Here is a 17,977-nt window from a genome sequence, read left to right on the forward strand (position 1 = left end):
TTTCTGCGCGGCGCCTTAAACGCCAAGCGGGCGCATGGCAATGGCGCTGCGATTTTGCGCTCCGTACGTCGGATTTTCCTGTTATGATTGCGCAAACGGAACTACTGTTTGGCCCATGGGTTAGATTCCCGCACCACATCGAAGCCCCACCGAATTCATGGAAAGGATCCGACATGGCCGAGACCCCACCGGCAAAGCCCAGGTCCCCTCGCAAAGGCACGGCAAGGTCCAGCGCCGAAAAACCTGCAGGACGAAGGAAGGCCACTGCGCCAGCGGTCACGCCGCCCGAAGCGGTCGCAGCCAAACCGCGCAAGACCGCTGCGACGCGAAAGGCCGCCACAGCCGCTCAGCCGACGCGCATTTCGCGGGAAAAGCTGCGCGAACAGGCTGATGCCCTGAAAAGCCAGGCAACGAAAACCGCCCGCTCGGCAGCAGTGACCGGCAAGGCCAAGGCCGGTTCCGCAATGCAGAGCCTGTCGAAATTCATCAATGACAGCGCGGGCAATATCGACGATAAGCTGGGCAACCAATATGGCGATTATGCCCGCTATGCCGCTGAAGCCATTGCCGGCGCGGCGGCCACCCTCGACCGCAAGGACATTGATGAGCTGGTTTCCGACGCACGGGAATTTGTCCGCAAGAGCCCTGCCGTCGCTATCGGCACCGCCGCCATTGTGGGCTTTGTCCTGATGCGGCTCGCCAAATCGGGCAAGGCGCCCGACCAGAAGAGCGAAGAGGCCTGAACTGCTCACAGGATAAGGCACCTTGTACGGACAGGATGACCAGGACTCGCCGCTTCAGGACGAAAGCATAGGCGAAGTGCTTTCCCGTCTCGCTGAGAGCGGGAAAAGTTACGCGCAGGCCGAATTCAACCGGCAGAAGATCCGCGCCGCCGAGATCGGTGTAGAATTCCGCAACATCGCCATATTGCTGGCAGTGGCGGCATTTTTGGTGCTGGCCGCTTCGGTCGCGCTGCTGGTCGGCCTCATCATTGCCCTCACTCCCGCCATTGGCGCCTGGGGAGGCACCGCCGTCGTGGTGGGCGCCGCATTGGCAATTGCCTTTCTGCTCCTCATCCTGGCGCGCAACCGCTTCCGAGGCTTGAACGGGGAGGAACGGCCGTGAAACTCATTCCCCGCAGCGCCGCCTATCGCCGTGCGGAGACGGAGGCGGACCTGGCGCGGAGCAGCTTTCTGCTTGCGCTGGAACGGGCGCGCAACCGGCTGAACCCCGCCGCGTTGAAACAGGATCTGACGCGCAAACTCGCCCAGGCAACCGACGGAGCGCAGAAAGCAGCGGCACATTCCGCGCGCAGACACCCGCTCATCACGGGCGGCACTCTGGCCGTCGTGCTTGGGCTTGTTTTTCGCAAGCCGCTGGCCACACTCGCGAGAAAGACCGGCGCTTCCCTGTCGCGAGCTTGGAAGGCGCGCAAGTCCGCTCAAGATGAAGACACAGGAGACGAGCAATGAGCAACGATCTTCGGGACCAGTTCGATCGCGCACGTGACGTGGTCAGCGAAAAGGCCGCTGCCGTGCGGGACAATGCAGCCATGGCCATTGACGCCTCGCGCGAGGCCGCGGACGTGGTGAAGGAACGCGGTGCAAAGCTCATCCGCGAAAATCCGCTGGCGGTGGTCGCGGGCGGACTGGCGGCCGGCCTGTTGCTGGGTGCGCTGCTGCCCAAGACCGCTAGGCGTGGCCGGGCCGCCGCTGCCCTGGCCGCCAGCCTGGCTGCGGCGCGCGGAGCCGGCGCGGCTGCCACAGGCGAGCTCGCGAAGGCGGGCGGCAAGCTCAAGGAAAAAATCGGCGAGATTGATCCGGGCGCCGCCACGGCCCAATTGACCGATCTTGCACAGGTGGATCGGGCCAAGGAAAAGATCAGCGGTCTTCTGGACAAGGCGAGCGACGTGGTAAGCGCGGCAAGCAAATCAGCCGCGGAAACATTGCGCCGCAAGCAATAGCCGGAACTAAGGGTCCGCTCCGATTTTTGGCCCTTGCCCTGCTTGGCTGCCTGCCTAATCGCTGCTACCGGGAGCCTTTCGATAGTTGAAAGGGCAACTCGTGAGTAAAATGCATCTGGTTATGGGTGGCCGGGTCAAGAATCCGATGACGCTTGAGTTCGAAGATCTGACCAAGATCGATGTGGTCGGCGTCTTCCCCGATTATGCAAGCGCCGAAAAGGCGTGGCGGGCGGCGGCGCAGCGCACTGTTGACGATGCCGAGATGAAATATGTGGTGGTGCATCTTCACCGCTTGCTTGACCCGGATGCCCAGCAGCATTGAGATCTGCCTCCCCTCCTGCCTTCGGGAGGGGAACTTCGCTACCAGCCTCGTTTGAACCTGGCGTAAATCAAGGGCCGCGTCAGCAGCAGCCCCGCCACAAAGCCGCCAATATGCGCGCCAATGGCTATCCGGCCGATGCCGCCCAGGCTTACAATACCAACCATGACCTGAATGATGGTCCATGCCGCCGCCAGCCACAGGATGCGGACGACATTGGCCGATATCGGTCCGATCGCCCGTACCTCCTGCTGGCTGTAAAGCAGCGCATAGGTGCCGATAATGGCCGAAATGGCGCCGCTCGCGCCGATCATCGGATTGTCCGATTGAGGATGGAAGGCAAATTCCATTCCGGCTGCGGCATAGGCGCCGATCAGGAACAGCAGCAGCAACAGCTTTCCGCCAAGCACCTTCTCCACAAAGCGTCCGCAAAAGAGGAGCATCAGCATGTTGAGCGAAAGATGCAGCAGGCCCGCATGCAGGAAGGCCGCGCTAAGGGGCGTCAGCCAGACCGGTATGCCGCCCGGGACATCCAATCCCCCGCTCGCGCGCAAGGGAATGAAACCGCCGAATACCGCGGCATAATCAATGCCCCAGAGGAAGAAGGACAGGACGAAAGCCCCGGCAATAGCGCCGCCAAGCCAGTTGGTCGTCCGCCCGTCAGGAATGTTCATGGCATTTGCACCGCTGTGCTCCTGCGGAGGCAAGCCACCCTCCATCTCGCTCGGGCTGAGCTTGTCGAAGCCCATTCCTTTTGAACGAAGAAGGAAGAAAATGCCTTCGGCAGCCCCAGGCCGAACGGAACTTCCTCGTCGTTTTGAAATGAAAGACAGCCAGAAGCGCCGGAGCACATTGAAGTCAGATGAACTCGATCTTCGAGACCAGATAGAAGCGGTCACCCGAAGGCACAGTCACCTCCACCTCATCATCCACCTTGCGGCCGATGAGGGCGCGGCCAAGGGGGCTGTTATAGCTGATCTTACCCGACTTCGCGTCCGCCTCGGCCTGGCCGACAATCTGGTAGGTGACCGGCTTGTCATCCTCATCGAGAAGAGTGACGGTCGCTCCGAACACGACCTTGTCGCCTGACAGCGTCTTTGGGTCGATGATCTGCGCACGGGACAGCTTGTCCTCCAGATCGGCGATGGACGCTTCGATCTGGCCCTGCCGTTCCTTGGCGGCATGATATTCCGCATTTTCGGACAGGTCGCCATGGGCGCGCGCTTCTTCAATAGCGTCAACAATCCGCGGCCGTTCATCCTTCAATGCCCGAAGCTGTGCCGTCAGCTTTTCATAACCTTCTGCCAGCATCGGCATCTTCTCAACGGTCGCCATCCAAGCGTTCCTTCGTCAAAATTCCTATCAAGCGGCCCTTATCTTCCGGGCCGCCGCAGCATGACACAGATTGTCGGAAATCAAGCGTGCGAAACGTCATAATAGGATTGCAGCGCACGCACTTCAAGTGTGCGTCCGCGCAATGCCTCTATGGCCTCAACCGCCGCCAGGCTACCTGCTGCTGTTGTAAAGGAAGGGATTTTCATATTGAGCGCGGATGCGCGGATCGACTGACTATCCTTAAGCGACTGCCAGCCTTCGGTCGTGTTGAAGATGAGATCGATGCCGCCATCCTTGATCCGGTCGACAATATGCGGACGCCCCTGCGCCACCTTGTTGATCTCTTCGACCTTCAGGCCAGCCTCGCTGAGGAAGCGGGCGGTCCCGCCCGTCGCGACAATATTGAAGCCCAGTTCCGCCATCTTGCGAGCAGCGGGAAGGATGACCTGCTTGTCGCTATCCTTCACGGAAATGAACACATTGCCTGATTGCGGCAGCGTAACGCCCGCGGCGAGCTGCGACTTTGCAAAGGCGGTGGCGAAATTGCCGTTGATGCCCATCACCTCGCCGGTCGACTTCATCTCTGGCGAGAGCACTGGATCGGTGCCGGGGAAGCGGGCGAAGGGGAAGACCGCTTCCTTTACCGCGATATGCTCAATGTGCCGGTTGACCGGCGGCAGGTCTTTCAGCTTTTCCCCCGCCATCACGCGTGCCGCAATCTTGGCGATCGGAGCGCCAATGGCCTTGGCCACGAATGGCACCGTGCGGCTCGCGCGCGGGTTCACCTCGATGAGATAGACTTCGCTATACTTCACCGCGAACTGGATGTTCATGAGGCCGCGCACGTTGAGGCCCCGCGCCAACAATTCGGCTTGCCGTTCGATTTCCGCGATGATCTGCGGCGACAAGCTGTAGGGCGGCAGGGAACAGGCGCTGTCGCCCGAATGAACCCCAGCCTCTTCGATATGCTGTAGCACGCCCGCGACCACGACTTCATCGCCGTCGCACAGCGCATCGACATCAACCTCAATGGCATCGCGCAGATAGCGGTCGATCAGGACCGGGCTATCGCCCGACACCTGCACGGCGGTCGCGATATAATCGTCCAGCTGGCTCTCACCATCGACAATTTCCATCGCGCGCCCGCCAAGCACATAGGACGGCCGGATAAGCACCGGATAACCAATGCGGTTCGCGACCGCAATCGCTTCTTCCCGGCTCCGGGCAATGCCGTTCTCGGGCTGCTTGAGTTTCAGTTGATTGACCAGCCGCGCAAACCGCTCCCGGTCCTCGGCAAGATCGATGGCATCGGGCGAGGTGCCAAGGATCGGAATCCCCGCATCCTCCAGTGCCTGCGCGAGCTTGAGCGGCGTCTGGCCGCCGAACTGGACAATCACGCCGACCAGTTCACCCCTGGAACGCTCGACATCCAATATCTCCAGCACATCCTCGGCCGTCAGCGGCTCGAAATAGAGGCGGTCGGACGTGTCGTAATCGGTGGAGACCGTCTCGGGATTGCAGTTGATCATGATCGTTTCATAACCCGCATCGTCGAGCGCGAAGCAGGCATGGCAGCAGCAATAGTCGAACTCAATCCCCTGTCCGATCCGGTTCGGCCCGCCGCCCAGGATCACCACTTTCTTGCGGTCACTGGGCTGCGCCTCATTCTCCGGCTCACCGAAGGTCGGGGCCTCATAGGTCGAATACATATATGGCGTGCGCGCCTCGAACTCGGCCGCGCAGGTATCGATCCGCTTGAACACGGGCCGGACGCCGAGACGATGGCGAAGCGCCCGCACCTCTGCTTCGGTCACGCCCCCGGTCATGGCGCGGATGGTCTCATGGATGAGGCCGGAACTATGCGCCACCGCGCGGCGCGTTCCCTTGGGCAGGTTCGCCGACTGCAGCGCCAGATAGGCGAGCCGCTTGTCCGAAAAGCCCATGGCCTTCAGGCGGCGGAGCCCTTCGGCTTCCTGTGGCAGGCCATTTTCCATGATATCGCCCTCTGCCTCCACGATCTCCTTGATCCGTTCAAGGAACCAGAGATCATATTTGGCGACGGCATGGACTTCCTCAACGCTAAGGCCTTCGCGCAGGGCTTGGGCGGCGACCAGCAACCGGTCGGGTGTCGGCCGGGCCAGCTCGGCGACGATGTCGTCCCGGGACGCGCCTTGCAGATGCTCGACAAAGTTGAAACCAGACAGGCCAGTTTCCAACCCCCGCAGCGCCTTCTGCATGGACTCATGGATATTGCGCCCGATGGCCATCACCTCGCCCACCGACTTCATCGCGGTTCCGAGCAGCGGCTCGGCGCCCTTGAATTTTTCAAAGGCGAAGCGCGGGATCTTCGTAACGACATAGTCGATGGTGGGTTCGAATGACGCCGGGGTCGCACCGGTAATGTCATTTTCGATCTCGTCGAGCGTATAGCCAACGGCCAGCTTCGCTGCGACCTTGGCAATGGGAAAGCCTGTCGCCTTCGACGCCAGTGCGGAGGAACGCGACACGCGCGGGTTCATCTCGATTACGATCAAGCGGCCGTCCCTGGGGTTCACCGCGAACTGGACGTTGGAGCCGCCCGTTTCCACGCCAATCTCGCGCAGCACGGCGATGCTGGCATTGCGCATGATCTGATATTCCTTGTCGGTCAGCGTCAGCGCGGGGGCGACGGTAATGCTGTCGCCGGTATGCACGCCCATCGGGTCGATATTCTCGATGGAACAGATGATGATGGCGTTGTCATGCCGGTCGCGCACCACCTCCATCTCATATTCCTTCCAACCGAGGAGCGACTCCTCGATCAGCACCTCGGTCGTCGGCGAGGCATCGAGGCCGCCGGTCACGATCTGGACAAACTCCTCGCGATTATAGGCAACGCCGCCGCCGGTCCCGCCCAGCGTGAAGGAAGGCCGGATGATCGCCGGAAGGCCGGTGAACGCCAGCGCCTCCATCGCTTCCTCCAGCGTATGCGCGATGCGCGAGCGGGCGGATTCCAGCCCGATCTTGTCCATCGCGTCGCGGAACTTCAGGCGATCCTCCGCCTTGTCGATGGCCTGCGCATCCGCGCCGATCATCTGGCAGCCATATTTCTCCAGAGTGCCGTCGTTGAAAAGGGCAAGCGCGGTATTCAGCGCCGTCTGCCCCCCCATGGTCGGCAGCACCGCATCGGGGCGCTCCTTCTCGATGATCTTCGCGACGATCTCCGGCGTGATCGGCTCCACATAGGTAGCGTCCGCCAGTTCCGGATCGGTCATGATCGTCGCCGGGTTGGAGTTGACCAGGATGATCCGGTAGCCCTCCTCCTTCAGCGCCTTGCACGCCTGCGTACCCGAATAATCGAACTCGCACGCCTGCCCGATGACAATAGGGCCAGCGCCGATGATGAGGATGGAGGAGATGTCTGTTCTTTTTGGCATGGTTAGAATGCGGACCTTATAGCCCTCTCCCTTGAGGGAGAGGGTTGGGTGAAGGTGTACGGCGATGAGGAAAAAACCGAAACGTCGATCCCCCTCACCCCAGCCCTCTCCCCGCCGGGGAGAGGGAGCTTGACCAGAGCGCCACTACAACGTTTGATTGGAACGAAGGAGTCACGATCTTGACCGAAAAACGCCTGACCAGAACTGCACGACGATTGCGCAGGGATATGACTGAGGTCGAAAAAGCCCTCTGGTTCCGATTGCGCAATGCTCAGCTCGAAGGCTTCAAGTTCGTCAGACAGTTCCCCGTCGGACCCTATGTCACTGATTTCGCCTGCCGAAGTGCCAAGTTGATCATCGAGCTTGATGGAGGGCAGCATGCTGAAAGCGCCACTGACGCCGCACGCACCCGGTTGATCGAGGCCCATGGCTACTGCGTCATCCGCTTCTGAAACAACGATGTCCATTCCAACATCGACGGCGTTCTTGAAGCAATCCGAAGCGAACTCCTGCTCTCGCGCAACATCGTCCCCTGACGAACCTTCTCCCTCGAGGGAGAAGGATACGAAGCCTTGGCAGCTCCGCTGCCTAGGCGAAGTTGGATGAGGGCGCACACAGTTAAGGAAAGAACCGAAACGCCGAGCCCCCTCACCCCAACCCTCTCCCCGCCGGGGAGAGGGAGCAATGCCGCTCCTCATTGAAGTCACGCCTGTTTCCCCAACCCCTCCACAAACCGCTGGAACAGATAGAAACTGTCCTGCGGTCCCGGAGACGCCTCAGGGTGATACTGAACGGAGAAGGCTGGCTTGTCGGTAAGGGCAATGCCGCAATTGCTGCCGTCGAACAGCGATACATGCGTCGCCTTCACATTGGGCGGCAGCGTGTCGATATCGACCGCAAAGCCGTGGTTCATCGAGGTGATCTCGACCGCGCCGTCTTCGAGGCGCTTGACCGGATGGTTGGCGCCGCGATGGCCCTGGAACATCTTCACCGTCTTCGCGCCCGCGGCCAGCGCCAAAAGCTGGTGGCCAAGGCAGATGCCGAAGATCGGCACATTGGCGTCGAGCAGCTTGCGGATCACCGGGACGGCATATTCCCCCGTCGCCGCCGGATCGCCTGGCCCGTTGGACAGGAACACGCCGTCCGGGCTCTGCGCCACGACATCGGCAAAGCTCGCGGTGGCGGGCAGCACCGTCACCTTGGCCCCTGCGCGAACGAGATTGCGGAAGATGTTGCGTTTCGCGCCATAGTCGATGGCGACGACATGGGGTCTCTTAAGCCCCTCCCCTTCAGGGGAGGGGTTGGGGTGGGGGCTGTCAGCAGGCACTGTCCCATCCAGACAGGCCCCACCCCTGAAGGGGAGGGGAGAGTCCGCCTCACCAACCCCATAACCAAAGCCCAACCGCCAGACGCCGTCCTTCCACAGCCGCGTCTCCTTGCCCGTCACCTCAATGGCAAGATCCATGCCCTCAAGCCCCGGCCAGCTCTGCGCTTTGGTGAGCAATGCGTCGATATCGAACCGGCCCTCGGGATCATGTGCGATCACTGCATTGGGCGCGCCCGACAAGCGGCTGCGCCGGGTGAGCGCCCGCGTGTCGATTCCCGCCAGCCCGATCCGGCCATTGGCCTTCATCCACTGATCGAACGGCTCTACATTGCGGAAGTTGGAAGGCGCGGTCACATCTTCGCGCACCACGCAGCCAAGGGCATGGGGCTCATCCGCCTCCACATCGTCCAGATTGGTGCCGACATTGCCGATATGGGGAAAGGTGAAGTTGATGATCTGCCCGGCATAGCTTGGGTCCGTCATCACCTCCTGATAGCCGGTCATGGCGGTGTTGAAGCACAGCTCGCCCACAGCCTCTCCCACGGCACCGAAACCGCGGGCGAAAAGGACCGTTCCGTCCGCCAGGACCAATACCCCTGTAGCTCCTTTAGGCACGGTCAGGGATTTGGCGTCCGCCATGGCGATTTGTCCTTCTTCTTGTCCTGGGCATGCCCGCTTGCCTGCAGGCTAAACGGTCGCGGCACTAGGCCCGCATTGCCCCCGGGTCAATCCTATTAAAATCAGATTTGTGCCGCTATAGCTATGCCTTTCCCGCCAGAAGGATGACCACGCCGATGATTCGCGACGAGATCAAAGCTGCCCAGACCGCCGCCATGAAGGCAGGGGACAAGGAAAGACTGGCCGCCGTGCGGCTGATCCTTGCCAAGGTCAAGGATCGCGACATCGAACTGCGCACCGCCTCGCAAGTGCCGGAGGACGATGCGCTGGTGACCGACGTCCTGCAAAAGATGGTCAAGCAGCGCCGCGAATCAATAGCCATGTACGAACAGGGCGGCCGCGCCGAGCTGGCTGCAAAGGAGCAGGCTGAACTGGACGTGATCGAAAGCTTCCTCCCCGCGCAGATGAGCGAGGAAGCGACAAAGGCCGCGATCGAGGCGATCAAGGTTGAGCTTGGCGCATCGAGCGTGAAGGACATGGGCAAGGTGATGGCGGCACTCAAGGAACGCCACGGCACGCAGCTCGACATGAGCAAGGCAAGCGACCTGGTGAAGGCGGCTTTGGCGTAAGACTCCCCTCCCGCTTGCGGGAGGGGCTGGGGGAGGGCCTGTGCGAACCATATCCACAGACAAAGCCTATAACAGGCCCACCGCTCGGGCGCGCGAAATGCGAAACGCTCCAACAGACGCAGAGCGTCTGCTCTGGTATCAGCTCGACCCCTCCCGCAAGCGGGAGGGGAGAATTGGGGCTCCTCCCGCAGGGACGAGAGAATAATGTCCCTCTCCCCCCAATGGCTGGACGAGCTGCGCGCCCGCACGACCCTGTCCACCCTTATCGGCAAGACCGTGAAAATCCAGAAGGCCGGGCGCGAGTACAAGGCCTGCTGCCCCTTCCATAATGAAAAGACGCCCAGCTTCACCATCAACGACGAAAAGGGCTTCTACCATTGCTTCGGCTGCGGCGCGCATGGGGATGTTATCCGCTGGATGACCGACCATCGCGGATTGCCCTTCATGGAGGCAGTGAAGGAACTTGCAGCCACCGCCGGAATGGATATCCCGGCTCCCGATCCCCGCGCTGCCAAAAGGGCTGAACAGGCCGCAACGCTCCACGATATCATGGCCGCCGCACAGGACTGGTTCGTGGCGCAGTTCCAGGGTATCGAAGGCGCCCAAGCCCGCGAATATCTCAAACGGCGGGGCATCAGCGAAGCGACGATCCAAAGTTTCGGCTTCGGCTATTCCCCCGACGCGCGGGGCCGCCTCAAGGAAGCGCTGAAGAGCCATGGCGAACCGCGCCTCATCGAGTCCGGCCTGCTCATCGACCCGGACGGAGCCGAACCGGAGGGCGGCAAGGAAAAAAGACGGGACACTTACGACCGCTTCCGTGGCCGCCTGATGATCCCCATCCGCGACGCGCGCGGCCGGGTCATCGCCTTTGGGGGACGCATATTGGGCGCGGGCGAGCCCAAATATCTCAATTCCCCCGACACACCGCTCTTCGATAAGGGCCGCACCCTCTACAATCTCGACCGCGCCTCCCCCGCTTCCCGCCAGACCGGCCGCGTGATCGTGGTCGAAGGCTATATGGACGTGATCGCCCTCTCCCAGGCGGGTTTCAAGGAAAGCGTCGCTCCGCTCGGCACCGCGCTCACCGAGCATCAGATCGAGCGACTCTGGAAAATGGTAGAGGTGCCGATCCTCTGCTTCGATGGCGACGCAGCGGGCCAGAAGGCAGCGATCCGTGCAGCCATGCGCGCCCTGCCTCTGCTGCGGCCGGGCCACAGCCTCGCCTTCGCCACCCTTCCTGCGGGCCAGGACCCCGACGATCTGGTACGCGCCCAGGGCCCGGCAGCGTTCGAGGCTGTGCTGAACGGGACTGAACCGCTGGTGGAACGGCTCTGGAAGCATGAGGTGACAAGCGGGCCGCTCGACACGCCTGAACAACGCGCCGGCCTCAAGCAGCGTTTGCGCGACATTGCGGCGCAGATCACTCATGAAGACGTCCGCGCGCTTTACGCGCAGGCATTTCGCGAACGCCTCGACACACTCTTCTTCGCCCGCCGCCAGACGGCCGCCCCCTTCCCTCCCCGCGACCGGCGGCCCTGGCGAAAGGGCGACAACCGCGCGCCCTTCGAACAGCCCGTCGGCGGCGAGGCCAGGGCGATCAGCAGCGCGGGGATGGAAGGGGTATTGCTGAACGGCGTCATCAGCGGCCTTCTGCGCTATCCGGGGGAGATCAGATCCCATCTGGAGGAACTCTCTCACCTTCGCATTGCAGAGCCGCCCATGCGGGCGCTCATGGAATTTCTGCTTTCCTCAGCTATGCAGCAGGAAATACTTGATACCGATGGGCTCCTTACCATATTGGGGCAAGGTGAATTGTATAATATGGCGAGAGGGCTGCTTCGGGCCGATGCGCTGAACTTCACCTTCACCCGTAAGGATGCTGACCCTGGCCGCGCCTGCCGTGATCTGGGCGAGGCCATTCGGGTCATGGTGGCTGGACCAGAAATCGATAGCGCGCTTGCCGATGCAACGCGCCGGATGAGTGAGGCGTTGGATGAGGCAAGTTTCGCGGAACAGCAGAAGTTGCGCGAAATGAAGGCCGAGCATGAAAGGCGACTCGCCGATCTGATGCAGCCTGACGATAATTTATGACGTGTGTGGGACGTTGGAGTGAAGTGTTTTTGAATAGCGTTTTCCCGGGTTCGTCCCGAGCCGAACGGTTTCAATTCAATACCGCTCATTTCATGGAAGTTTAAGGCGAATAAATGGCGAGCAAGGCGAACAAGACGCAAACTGACGACATGGAAGGCGGCGATGCCCCGCTCCTCGACCTTAACGAAGCCTCGGTCAAGAAGCTGATCAGCCGCGCCAAGAAGCGCGGCTATATCACTTATGACGAACTGAATGACGCCCTGCCGCAGGACCAGATGTCCTCTGAGCAGATCGAGGATGTCATGGCCGCCCTTAACGATATGGGCGTCAACATCGTCGAAAATGAAGAGGCAGGCGAAGAGGGCGAAGATGCCCCCGAGGACGAAGTCGATTCCATTGACTCCGCCGAGGAGGAGGATGACGGTTCCTCGCGCTCGGTTCCCGAAAAGAAGAAGGAAACGGTCGACCGGACCGACGACCCGGTGCGCATGTATCTGCGCGAAATGGGGGCGGTCGAGCTGCTTTCCCGTGAAGGCGAAATTGCGATCGCCAAGCGCATTGAGGCGGGCCGCGACACGATGATCCTGGGCCTGTGCGAAAGCCCGATCACCTTTAACGCTATCATCGAATGGTCAACCGCGCTCAATAATGGCGAGATGCAGCTCCGCGAGATCCTTGATCTCGACGCCATGCTGTCCAAGGACCCGGCGCCGGAAAGCCTTGAGGAAGGCGCCGAGGATGATGGCGAGATCAGCGAAAAGACCGCTGGCCCCACCTACAAGGAAGAGGACGACATCGAGGAAGAGTCCGCTGACGAAGAGGACGATGAGGACTCGATGACGGAGCGCCGCGCCCGCACTCCGGGCGAGGAAGAAGACGATGATGACAACACCCTGTCACTCGCTGCGATGGAGGAGTTGCTGAAGCCCGGCGCGCTCGAAAAGTTCGCGGCGATCACGGAGCTGTTCAAGAAATTCTCCAGGGTGCAGGAAGCAAGGCTGGAGGCGCTTGGCGCTGGCAATGACTTCCCGAAGGCCGAAGAAGACAAATATCAGAAGCTGCGCGAAGACCTGACGGCTGAGGTCGAGAGCGTCCAGTTCCATGGCGCGAAGATCGAATATCTTGTCGACCAACTCTATTCCTACAACCGCCGCCTGACCGCGCTCGGCGGCCAGATGCTGCGCCTTGCCGAACGGCACAAGGTGCCGCGCGCCTCTTTCCTCCAGGAATATGTCGATCACGAGCTGGATGAGGGCTGGCTGGAACGGGTCGGCCGCATCGACAAGAAATGGGCCGCCTTTGCCGAGCAGGAAGCCACCGCCGTCGACCGCATCCGCGCCGAAGTGTCGGAGATCGCCCAGGCGACCGGCATGTCGCTTTCGGAGTTCCGCCGCATCGTCAACATGGTGCAGAAGGGCGAGCGCGAAGCGCGTATCGCCAAGAAGGAGATGGTGGAGGCGAACCTTCGCCTCGTCATCTCCATCGCGAAAAAATATACGAACCGCGGACTGCAATTCCTTGATCTTATTCAGGAAGGCAATATCGGGCTCATGAAGGCGGTGGACAAGTTCGAGTATCGGCGGGGCTACAAGTTCAGCACCTATGCCACCTGGTGGATCAGGCAGGCGATCACCCGCTCGATTGCAGATCAGGCCCGCACGATCCGTATTCCGGTCCATATGATCGAGACGATCAACAAGCTGGTCCGTACCTCCCGCCAGTTCCTGCATGAGCAAGGCCGCGAGCCGACGCCTGAGGAAATGGCCGAGCGCCTCTCAATGCCGCTTGAAAAAGTCCGCAAGGTGATGAAGATCGCCAAGGAACCGATCTCCCTCGAAACGCCGATTGGCGACGAGGAGGATTCGCATCTGGGCGATTTCATCGAGGACAAGAACGCGATCATTCCGGTGGACGCCGCCATCCAGGCGAACCTCAAGGAAACCGTCACCCGCGTCCTTGCTTCGCTCACTCCGCGCGAGGAACGTGTGCTGCGCATGCGCTTCGGCATCGGCATGAACACCGATCACACCCTGGAGGAAGTCGGTCAGCAATTCTCGGTGACCCGCGAACGAATCCGCCAGATCGAGGCGAAGGCACTACGCAAGCTGAAGCATCCGAGCCGCAGCCGCAAGATGCGTAGCTTCCTTGATCAATAAGGATTTTTTCTTTTCGGCGGCGGACAAATAACGGCGCCGTAAACCAGACATTTACGCTATCGTTCTATTACCTCGGGGACGGCAATTCCGCACCCCCGAGGTGCCTTTCATAGGGCGATGCGCATGCACGGCAATCTGGCGAAACAGGGAAACAGGCGCGGCATCTCGGAGCTGCTGCTGACCCTTTCCGATGTCGATGGCACGGCCGGACATGGCTATGCCACCGCCAGCGGATCCGGGGTGGGTGCAGACCTCACCCGCAACCTGCCCAACCTTGCCGATGCCGCGCATTATCTTTGCATGCTGCATGGACGGCACCCTGGCGTCATCGACCATGCTGCCATGCGGATCGCCGACAATGAAGCCCGCAACTGGTTGATCAAGGCGTCCGATGGTTTTGCCACGGAACGCAGCCTCCTGACCCAGGTGACTGTCGCGGCCGGCCCCGTCCCAAGCACTCCCGGTCAAAGTGACGCTGAGACCACGGTGATGGGACAGCGGCACGCCCTTGATATGCTCGCACAATCGGATCGCAAGGGCTGTGCCGTCGGAGCCGCCTTCGCGCTGGTACTGGACTGGGTCGCGATCCGCCGCATTCTCGACGCCGCCGCCCTTCGCCTGGGCCTCAGCCCACGCCAGAGCATATTGCCGGGGCGCCAGGAGACCCTGCGCGTCGCCGCTGCAATCTGCGAGGACGAAGCCATAGAGCGCGCCGTCCATTTCGGCGCCCGCCAGCTCCTGGGCCAGCATCGCGGCCTTTGGGACCTGCTGAGCGCAAGAGCGACAGCGCGGCAGGCGCAGGGGTGAATGTAGGCGGGGGCCATCTGTTTTCCCTCTCCCATGGGAGAGGGAAATAGCTCGTTCGCCTCGCCCACCTCCTCCCCCATCGCCGCAAAATTCTTGCGCCCTCAGGTCCGCATGTTATTGCCCCCTCACCCAATGGATGATGAGGACCATGCATGCGCTTTGAAGGTACGCAGCAATATGTAGCGACCGACGATCTGAAAGTGGCCGTAAATGCCGCCGTCACCCTGCGCAGGCCGCTTCTGGTGAAGGGGGAGCCTGGTACGGGAAAGACTGTTCTTGCCAATGAAATCGCCAAGGCCGCAAACGCCCCGCTGATCGAATGGAATGTCAAGTCCACCACCAAGGCGCAGCAGGGTCTTTATGAATATGACGCCGTCGCCCGCCTCCGCGATGGCCAGCTCGGCGATGAGCGGGTCCATGACATTTCCAACTATATTCGCAAGGGCAAGCTTTGGGAGGCATTCACCTCAAACCGGCTTCCCGTTCTGCTGATCGATGAGATCGACAAGGCCGACATCGAATTTCCGAACGACCTGCTCCAGGAACTCGACCGCATGGAGTTCCATGTCTATGAAACCGGCGAGACCGTCCGGGCCAAGGACCGGCCCATCGTGGTCATCACCTCCAATAATGAAAAGGAACTGCCCGACGCTTTTCTGCGGCGCTGTTTCTTTCATTACATCAAATTTCCCGACCGCGACACGATGCAGGCCATTGTCGATGTTCATTTTCCCGGCATCCAGAAGGTGTTGGTCAGCAAGGCAATGGACATTTTCTATGAGGTCCGCGAAGTTCCCGGTCTCAAGAAAAAGCCCTCCACCAGCGAATTGCTGGACTGGCTGAAGCTGCTGCTAGCCGAAGACATGCCGCTCGACGTGCTGCAGTCCCGCGACCCGACCAAGGCCATTCCCCCGCTTCACGGCGCGCTGCTGAAGAATGAGCAGGACATCATGATGTTCGAACGCCTGGCCTTCATGACACGACGGGGGAGTTGAGCTTCGGAAAGGACGCCCTCGCCGTTCAAGAAATCGCTGTCCTACATGGGCAGGCCCAGCCTATAGTCCAAGCGGCGCTTTTGTGAACCCAACTGCAGCGGGACTTCCAGGATCAGAATTTCCTATTCGACAGGTCAATTATCTTTTGAATCAACGCTCATAAGTGTCAACTTTGTTAAGTTGGCCTTCCTCCACTGCTCCCGTTAAGGAGAGAGAATGTTCTTCAATTTTCTCGACGAGCTAAGAGCGGCCGGCATTCCCGCCAGCATGAAGGAGCATCTGGTGCTGCTGGAGGCGCTGGACCGCGACGTGATCGCCCGGCGGCCGGAGGAATTCTATTATCTCGCCCGTGCGACATTCGTGAAGGATGAGGGGCTACTGGACCGTTTTGACCAGGTTTTCTCAAAGGTCTTCAAGGGACTGGAAACAAGCTATGGCACGGATCAGGCCGAACTTCCGCTCGATTGGCTGAAGGCAGTCGCGGAAAAATATCTGACGCCGGAAGAGATGGAGAAGATCAAGTCGCTTGGCTCCTGGGAAGAGATCATGGAGACGCTGAAAAAGCGTCTTGAGGAGCAGAAGGCGCGCCACCAGGGCGGCAACAAGTGGATCGGCACCGGCGGCACCTCACCCTATGGCAATGGCGGATATAATCCCGAAGGCGTACGGATCGGCGGAGAAAGCAGGCACAAGCGCGCCATCAAGGTGTGGGACAAGCGGGAGTTTTCCAATCTCGACAACAAGCGCGAGCTTGGCACCCGCAATATCAAGGTCGCGCTCCGCCGCCTGCGTCGCTTCGCCCGCGAGGGAGCAGCGCAGGAATTGGACATCGAGGGAACGATCGATGGCACCGCGCGCCAGGGCTGGCTCGACATCCATATGCGGCCGGAGCGGCACAATGCAGTGAAGCTGCTCCTGTTCCTGGATGTCGGCGGATCAATGGATCCCTATATCAGGCTCTGCGAGGAACTGTTTTCCGCCGCCACCAGCGAATTCAAGAATATGGAGTTCTTCTACTTCCACAATTGCCTCTATGAAGGTGTGTGGAAGGACAACCGCCGCCGTTTTTCAGAACGGATTCCGACATGGGACATCCTCCACAAATATGGCCATGACTATAAGGTCGTGCTGGTCGGCGACGCCTCCATGAGCCCATATGAGATCAGCTATCCCGGAGGCTCGGTCGAGCATTTCAATGAGGAGGCAGGCGCGGCATGGTTGCAGCGGCTGACCAATACCTATCCGGCCGCCGCCTGGCTGAATCCTGTACCGGAAGAGCATTGGGGCTATACCCAGAGCATCCGGCTGATGAAGGACCTGATGCAGGGACGCATGTATCCGCTGACGCTCAAGGGGCTGGATGACGCCATGCGGGAACTGAGCCGTAAACATTGATCGCTGGAGTGATTTCGAGCCAGATGGGATCATCTGGCGACTGGAAAATCACGGGAAACAAATCAAATTAGCTCAGCCACCGATCATAAAGCGTCAAGGCAACCTCAAACGCGATGAGGGCAATAATCGCAAGCTCGACCCTGAACGCCCGCTTGTCCTGCACGAGATTGAGCAGCGCATCGGCGGTGTCGCCAATCACCTCCAGCTTTTCGCCAATGGCCTTGGCGCGCTCGTCCAGCTCATATTCCGTATCCAACCGGGCATAGAGCCGGTCGAGCTCGGGATGATCCCATAAAAGGTCAGGTTTTTCACCGACTTGCGCCCGCCCGACCACCCGATGACGCGCATCGAGGACTTCGCCAATGTCCTGCATGACCCTTCGGATCGGCAGACCCGCCCGCCCGCGCGACCGCAGCGCCGTGACCAGCGGCTCGACACGGTCGAAGGTCTGGGCAATGCGGCTTTCGTCCCGCGCCAGCACGACGCTGCGGGCAAGAACGGTAGCCACCAGCAACAGCCGTTCCATCCCGCTCTCCCGCAGGATGATATGGCCGCTCGAATCAACCTGCTCGTCCGCGCCCGGACGAATTTCTACCGAGGCGGTCTCGATCTCGGCCGTATCAAGGGGATCAATGATATTCCCGTCGAGCCGTTCAAGAAGCATGCGTTCGGCCTCTTCGGAAGCGCCGAACAACACCAGGACGCCGTAACGGAATACAAAGACGGCCCCAAGCCCCTGGGTTTCCAGGCTTTCGGGCTCCACAAAGCCGGCGAGGTTACGGGTATCGATGCGCTCGCCTACCAGAATGGCCCGGACATCGGCCCGTTTCATTGGTCCCGCCAGGGTTGAACCCACGACTTCCCGCACTCCGACAATCGGAGGGCGCATCACGGCTGGCAGTATCGGCGGTCGTTGGGCAGTCATG

17 protein-coding genes are annotated in these 17,977 nt (G+C 60.8%); 12 read left to right on the forward strand and 5 right to left on the reverse strand.

Annotated elements, in window-relative coordinates; all coding sequences use genetic code 11:
* The first annotated feature begins 173 nt into the window (after positions 1-173).
* The 5 genes from VJS46_RS03100 (at position 174) to VJS46_RS03120 (ending at position 2,285) form a co-directional block, all read left to right on the forward strand.
* Positions 174-743 (forward strand): hypothetical protein, encoded by a 570-nt coding sequence (locus VJS46_RS03100; RefSeq protein ID WP_324057873.1) that lies wholly within the window; start codon positions 174-176, stop codon positions 741-743.
* A gap of 22 nt (positions 744-765) precedes the next feature.
* Entirely contained in the window at positions 766-1,125 is a 360-nt protein-coding gene (locus tag VJS46_RS03105; protein ID WP_324057874.1) for a phage holin family protein, read from the forward strand.
* On the forward strand, positions 1,122-1,472 hold the full coding sequence (locus VJS46_RS03110; protein WP_324057875.1) for a hypothetical protein: 351 nt from the start codon (positions 1,122-1,124) through the stop codon (positions 1,470-1,472). Before VJS46_RS03105 ends, VJS46_RS03110 begins: the two co-directional genes overlap by 4 nt.
* Positions 1,469-1,963: a hypothetical protein gene (locus VJS46_RS03115; RefSeq protein ID WP_324057876.1), complete on the forward strand. Its 495-nt coding sequence runs from the start codon at positions 1,469-1,471 to the stop codon at positions 1,961-1,963. The genes VJS46_RS03110 and VJS46_RS03115 overlap by 4 nt, the downstream gene beginning before the upstream one ends.
* A gap of 100 nt (positions 1,964-2,063) precedes the next feature.
* Complete coding sequence (locus tag VJS46_RS03120; protein ID WP_324057877.1) at positions 2,064-2,285, forward strand: DUF4170 domain-containing protein; 222 nt, start codon at positions 2,064-2,066, stop codon at positions 2,283-2,285.
* 38 nt (positions 2,286-2,323) lie between these two features.
* Here VJS46_RS03120 and VJS46_RS03125 read toward each other — a convergent pair whose 3' ends face one another.
* The 3 genes from VJS46_RS03125 to carB form a co-directional block, all read right to left on the reverse strand.
* A complete protein-coding gene (locus VJS46_RS03125) occupies positions 2,324-2,956 on the reverse strand; it encodes a rhomboid family intramembrane serine protease (protein ID WP_324057907.1) in 633 nt (210 codons plus the stop codon).
* 184 nt (positions 2,957-3,140) lie between these two features.
* Positions 3,141-3,617: a transcription elongation factor GreA gene (gene greA / locus VJS46_RS03130; RefSeq protein WP_324057878.1), complete on the reverse strand. Its 477-nt coding sequence runs from the start codon at positions 3,615-3,617 to the stop codon at positions 3,141-3,143.
* Positions 3,618-3,697: 80 nt separating this feature from the next.
* Complete coding sequence (gene carB, locus VJS46_RS03135) at positions 3,698-7,033, reverse strand: carbamoyl-phosphate synthase large subunit (protein ID WP_324057879.1); 3,336 nt, start codon at positions 7,031-7,033, stop codon at positions 3,698-3,700.
* A 179-nt stretch (positions 7,034-7,212) separates the two neighbouring features.
* Between carB and VJS46_RS03140 the strand changes: the two genes are divergently transcribed.
* Positions 7,213-7,485 carry an endonuclease domain-containing protein gene (locus VJS46_RS03140; RefSeq protein WP_324057880.1) on the forward strand — a complete coding sequence of 91 codons (273 nt, stop codon included), beginning with the start codon at positions 7,213-7,215 and terminating at the stop codon, positions 7,483-7,485.
* Between the two features lie 251 nt (positions 7,486-7,736).
* Here VJS46_RS03140 and carA read toward each other — a convergent pair whose 3' ends face one another.
* Entirely contained in the window at positions 7,737-8,999 is a 1,263-nt protein-coding gene (gene carA / locus VJS46_RS03145; protein ID WP_324057881.1) for a glutamine-hydrolyzing carbamoyl-phosphate synthase small subunit, read from the reverse strand.
* Positions 9,000-9,154: 155 nt separating this feature from the next.
* Here carA and VJS46_RS03150 point away from each other — a divergent pair, with 155 nt between their 5' ends.
* The 6 genes from VJS46_RS03150 to VJS46_RS03175 all read left to right on the forward strand — a co-directional run bounded on the left by VJS46_RS03150 (position 9,155) and on the right by VJS46_RS03175 (position 17,051).
* Positions 9,155-9,607: a GatB/YqeY domain-containing protein gene (locus tag VJS46_RS03150; RefSeq protein ID WP_324057908.1), complete on the forward strand. Its 453-nt coding sequence runs from the start codon at positions 9,155-9,157 to the stop codon at positions 9,605-9,607.
* 204 nt (positions 9,608-9,811) lie between these two features.
* Positions 9,812-11,698: a DNA primase gene (gene dnaG / locus VJS46_RS03155; protein ID WP_324057882.1), complete on the forward strand. Its 1,887-nt coding sequence runs from the start codon at positions 9,812-9,814 to the stop codon at positions 11,696-11,698.
* Between the two features lie 113 nt (positions 11,699-11,811).
* A complete protein-coding gene (gene rpoD / locus VJS46_RS03160) occupies positions 11,812-13,854 on the forward strand; it encodes an RNA polymerase sigma factor RpoD (protein ID WP_324057883.1) in 2,043 nt (680 codons plus the stop codon).
* Between the two features lie 123 nt (positions 13,855-13,977).
* A complete protein-coding gene (locus tag VJS46_RS03165) occupies positions 13,978-14,661 on the forward strand; it encodes a DUF6975 family protein (RefSeq protein ID WP_324057884.1) in 684 nt (227 codons plus the stop codon).
* 152 nt (positions 14,662-14,813) lie between these two features.
* The gene (locus VJS46_RS03170) at positions 14,814-15,656 is read left to right on the forward strand and encodes a MoxR family ATPase (protein WP_324057885.1); all 843 of its coding nucleotides are present in this window, start codon (positions 14,814-14,816) and stop codon (positions 15,654-15,656) included.
* Between the two features lie 216 nt (positions 15,657-15,872).
* Complete coding sequence (locus VJS46_RS03175) at positions 15,873-17,051, forward strand: vWA domain-containing protein (protein WP_324057886.1); 1,179 nt, start codon at positions 15,873-15,875, stop codon at positions 17,049-17,051.
* Positions 17,052-17,118: 67 nt separating this feature from the next.
* On the opposite strand, the gene VJS46_RS03180 is transcribed toward VJS46_RS03175, so the two are convergent.
* On the reverse strand, positions 17,119-17,976 hold the full coding sequence (locus tag VJS46_RS03180; protein WP_324057887.1) for an RMD1 family protein: 858 nt from the start codon (positions 17,974-17,976) through the stop codon (positions 17,119-17,121).
* Between the last annotated feature and the right edge of the window lies 1 nt (position 17,977).

This window comes from Rhizorhapis sp., assembly GCF_035276005.1.
Lineage (GTDB): Bacteria > Pseudomonadota > Alphaproteobacteria > Sphingomonadales > Sphingomonadaceae > Rhizorhapis.

Coding starts and splice junctions, on each gene's coding strand:
- rpoD (WP_324057883.1), top strand. CDS start 11,812: ATGGCGAGCAAGGCGAACAAGACGCAAACTGACGACATGGAAGGCGGC.
- VJS46_RS03115 (WP_324057876.1), top strand. CDS start 1,469: ATGAGCAACGATCTTCGGGACCAGTTCGATCGCGCACGTGACGTGGTC.
- carB (WP_324057879.1), bottom strand. CDS start 7,033: ATGCCAAAAAGAACAGACATCTCCTCCATCCTCATCATCGGCGCTGGC.
- VJS46_RS03100 (WP_324057873.1), top strand. CDS start 174: ATGGCCGAGACCCCACCGGCAAAGCCCAGGTCCCCTCGCAAAGGCACG.
- VJS46_RS03165 (WP_324057884.1), top strand. CDS start 13,978: ATGCACGGCAATCTGGCGAAACAGGGAAACAGGCGCGGCATCTCGGAG.
- VJS46_RS03170 (WP_324057885.1), top strand. CDS start 14,814: ATGCGCTTTGAAGGTACGCAGCAATATGTAGCGACCGACGATCTGAAA.
- dnaG (WP_324057882.1), top strand. CDS start 9,812: ATGTCCCTCTCCCCCCAATGGCTGGACGAGCTGCGCGCCCGCACGACC.
- carA (WP_324057881.1), bottom strand. CDS start 8,999: ATGGCGGACGCCAAATCCCTGACCGTGCCTAAAGGAGCTACAGGGGTA.
- VJS46_RS03125 (WP_324057907.1), bottom strand. CDS start 2,956: ATGAACATTCCTGACGGGCGGACGACCAACTGGCTTGGCGGCGCTATT.
- VJS46_RS03175 (WP_324057886.1), top strand. CDS start 15,873: ATGTTCTTCAATTTTCTCGACGAGCTAAGAGCGGCCGGCATTCCCGCC.
- greA (WP_324057878.1), bottom strand. CDS start 3,617: ATGGCGACCGTTGAGAAGATGCCGATGCTGGCAGAAGGTTATGAAAAG.
- VJS46_RS03180 (WP_324057887.1), bottom strand. CDS start 17,976: ATGACTGCCCAACGACCGCCGATACTGCCAGCCGTGATGCGCCCTCCG.
- VJS46_RS03150 (WP_324057908.1), top strand. CDS start 9,155: ATGATTCGCGACGAGATCAAAGCTGCCCAGACCGCCGCCATGAAGGCA.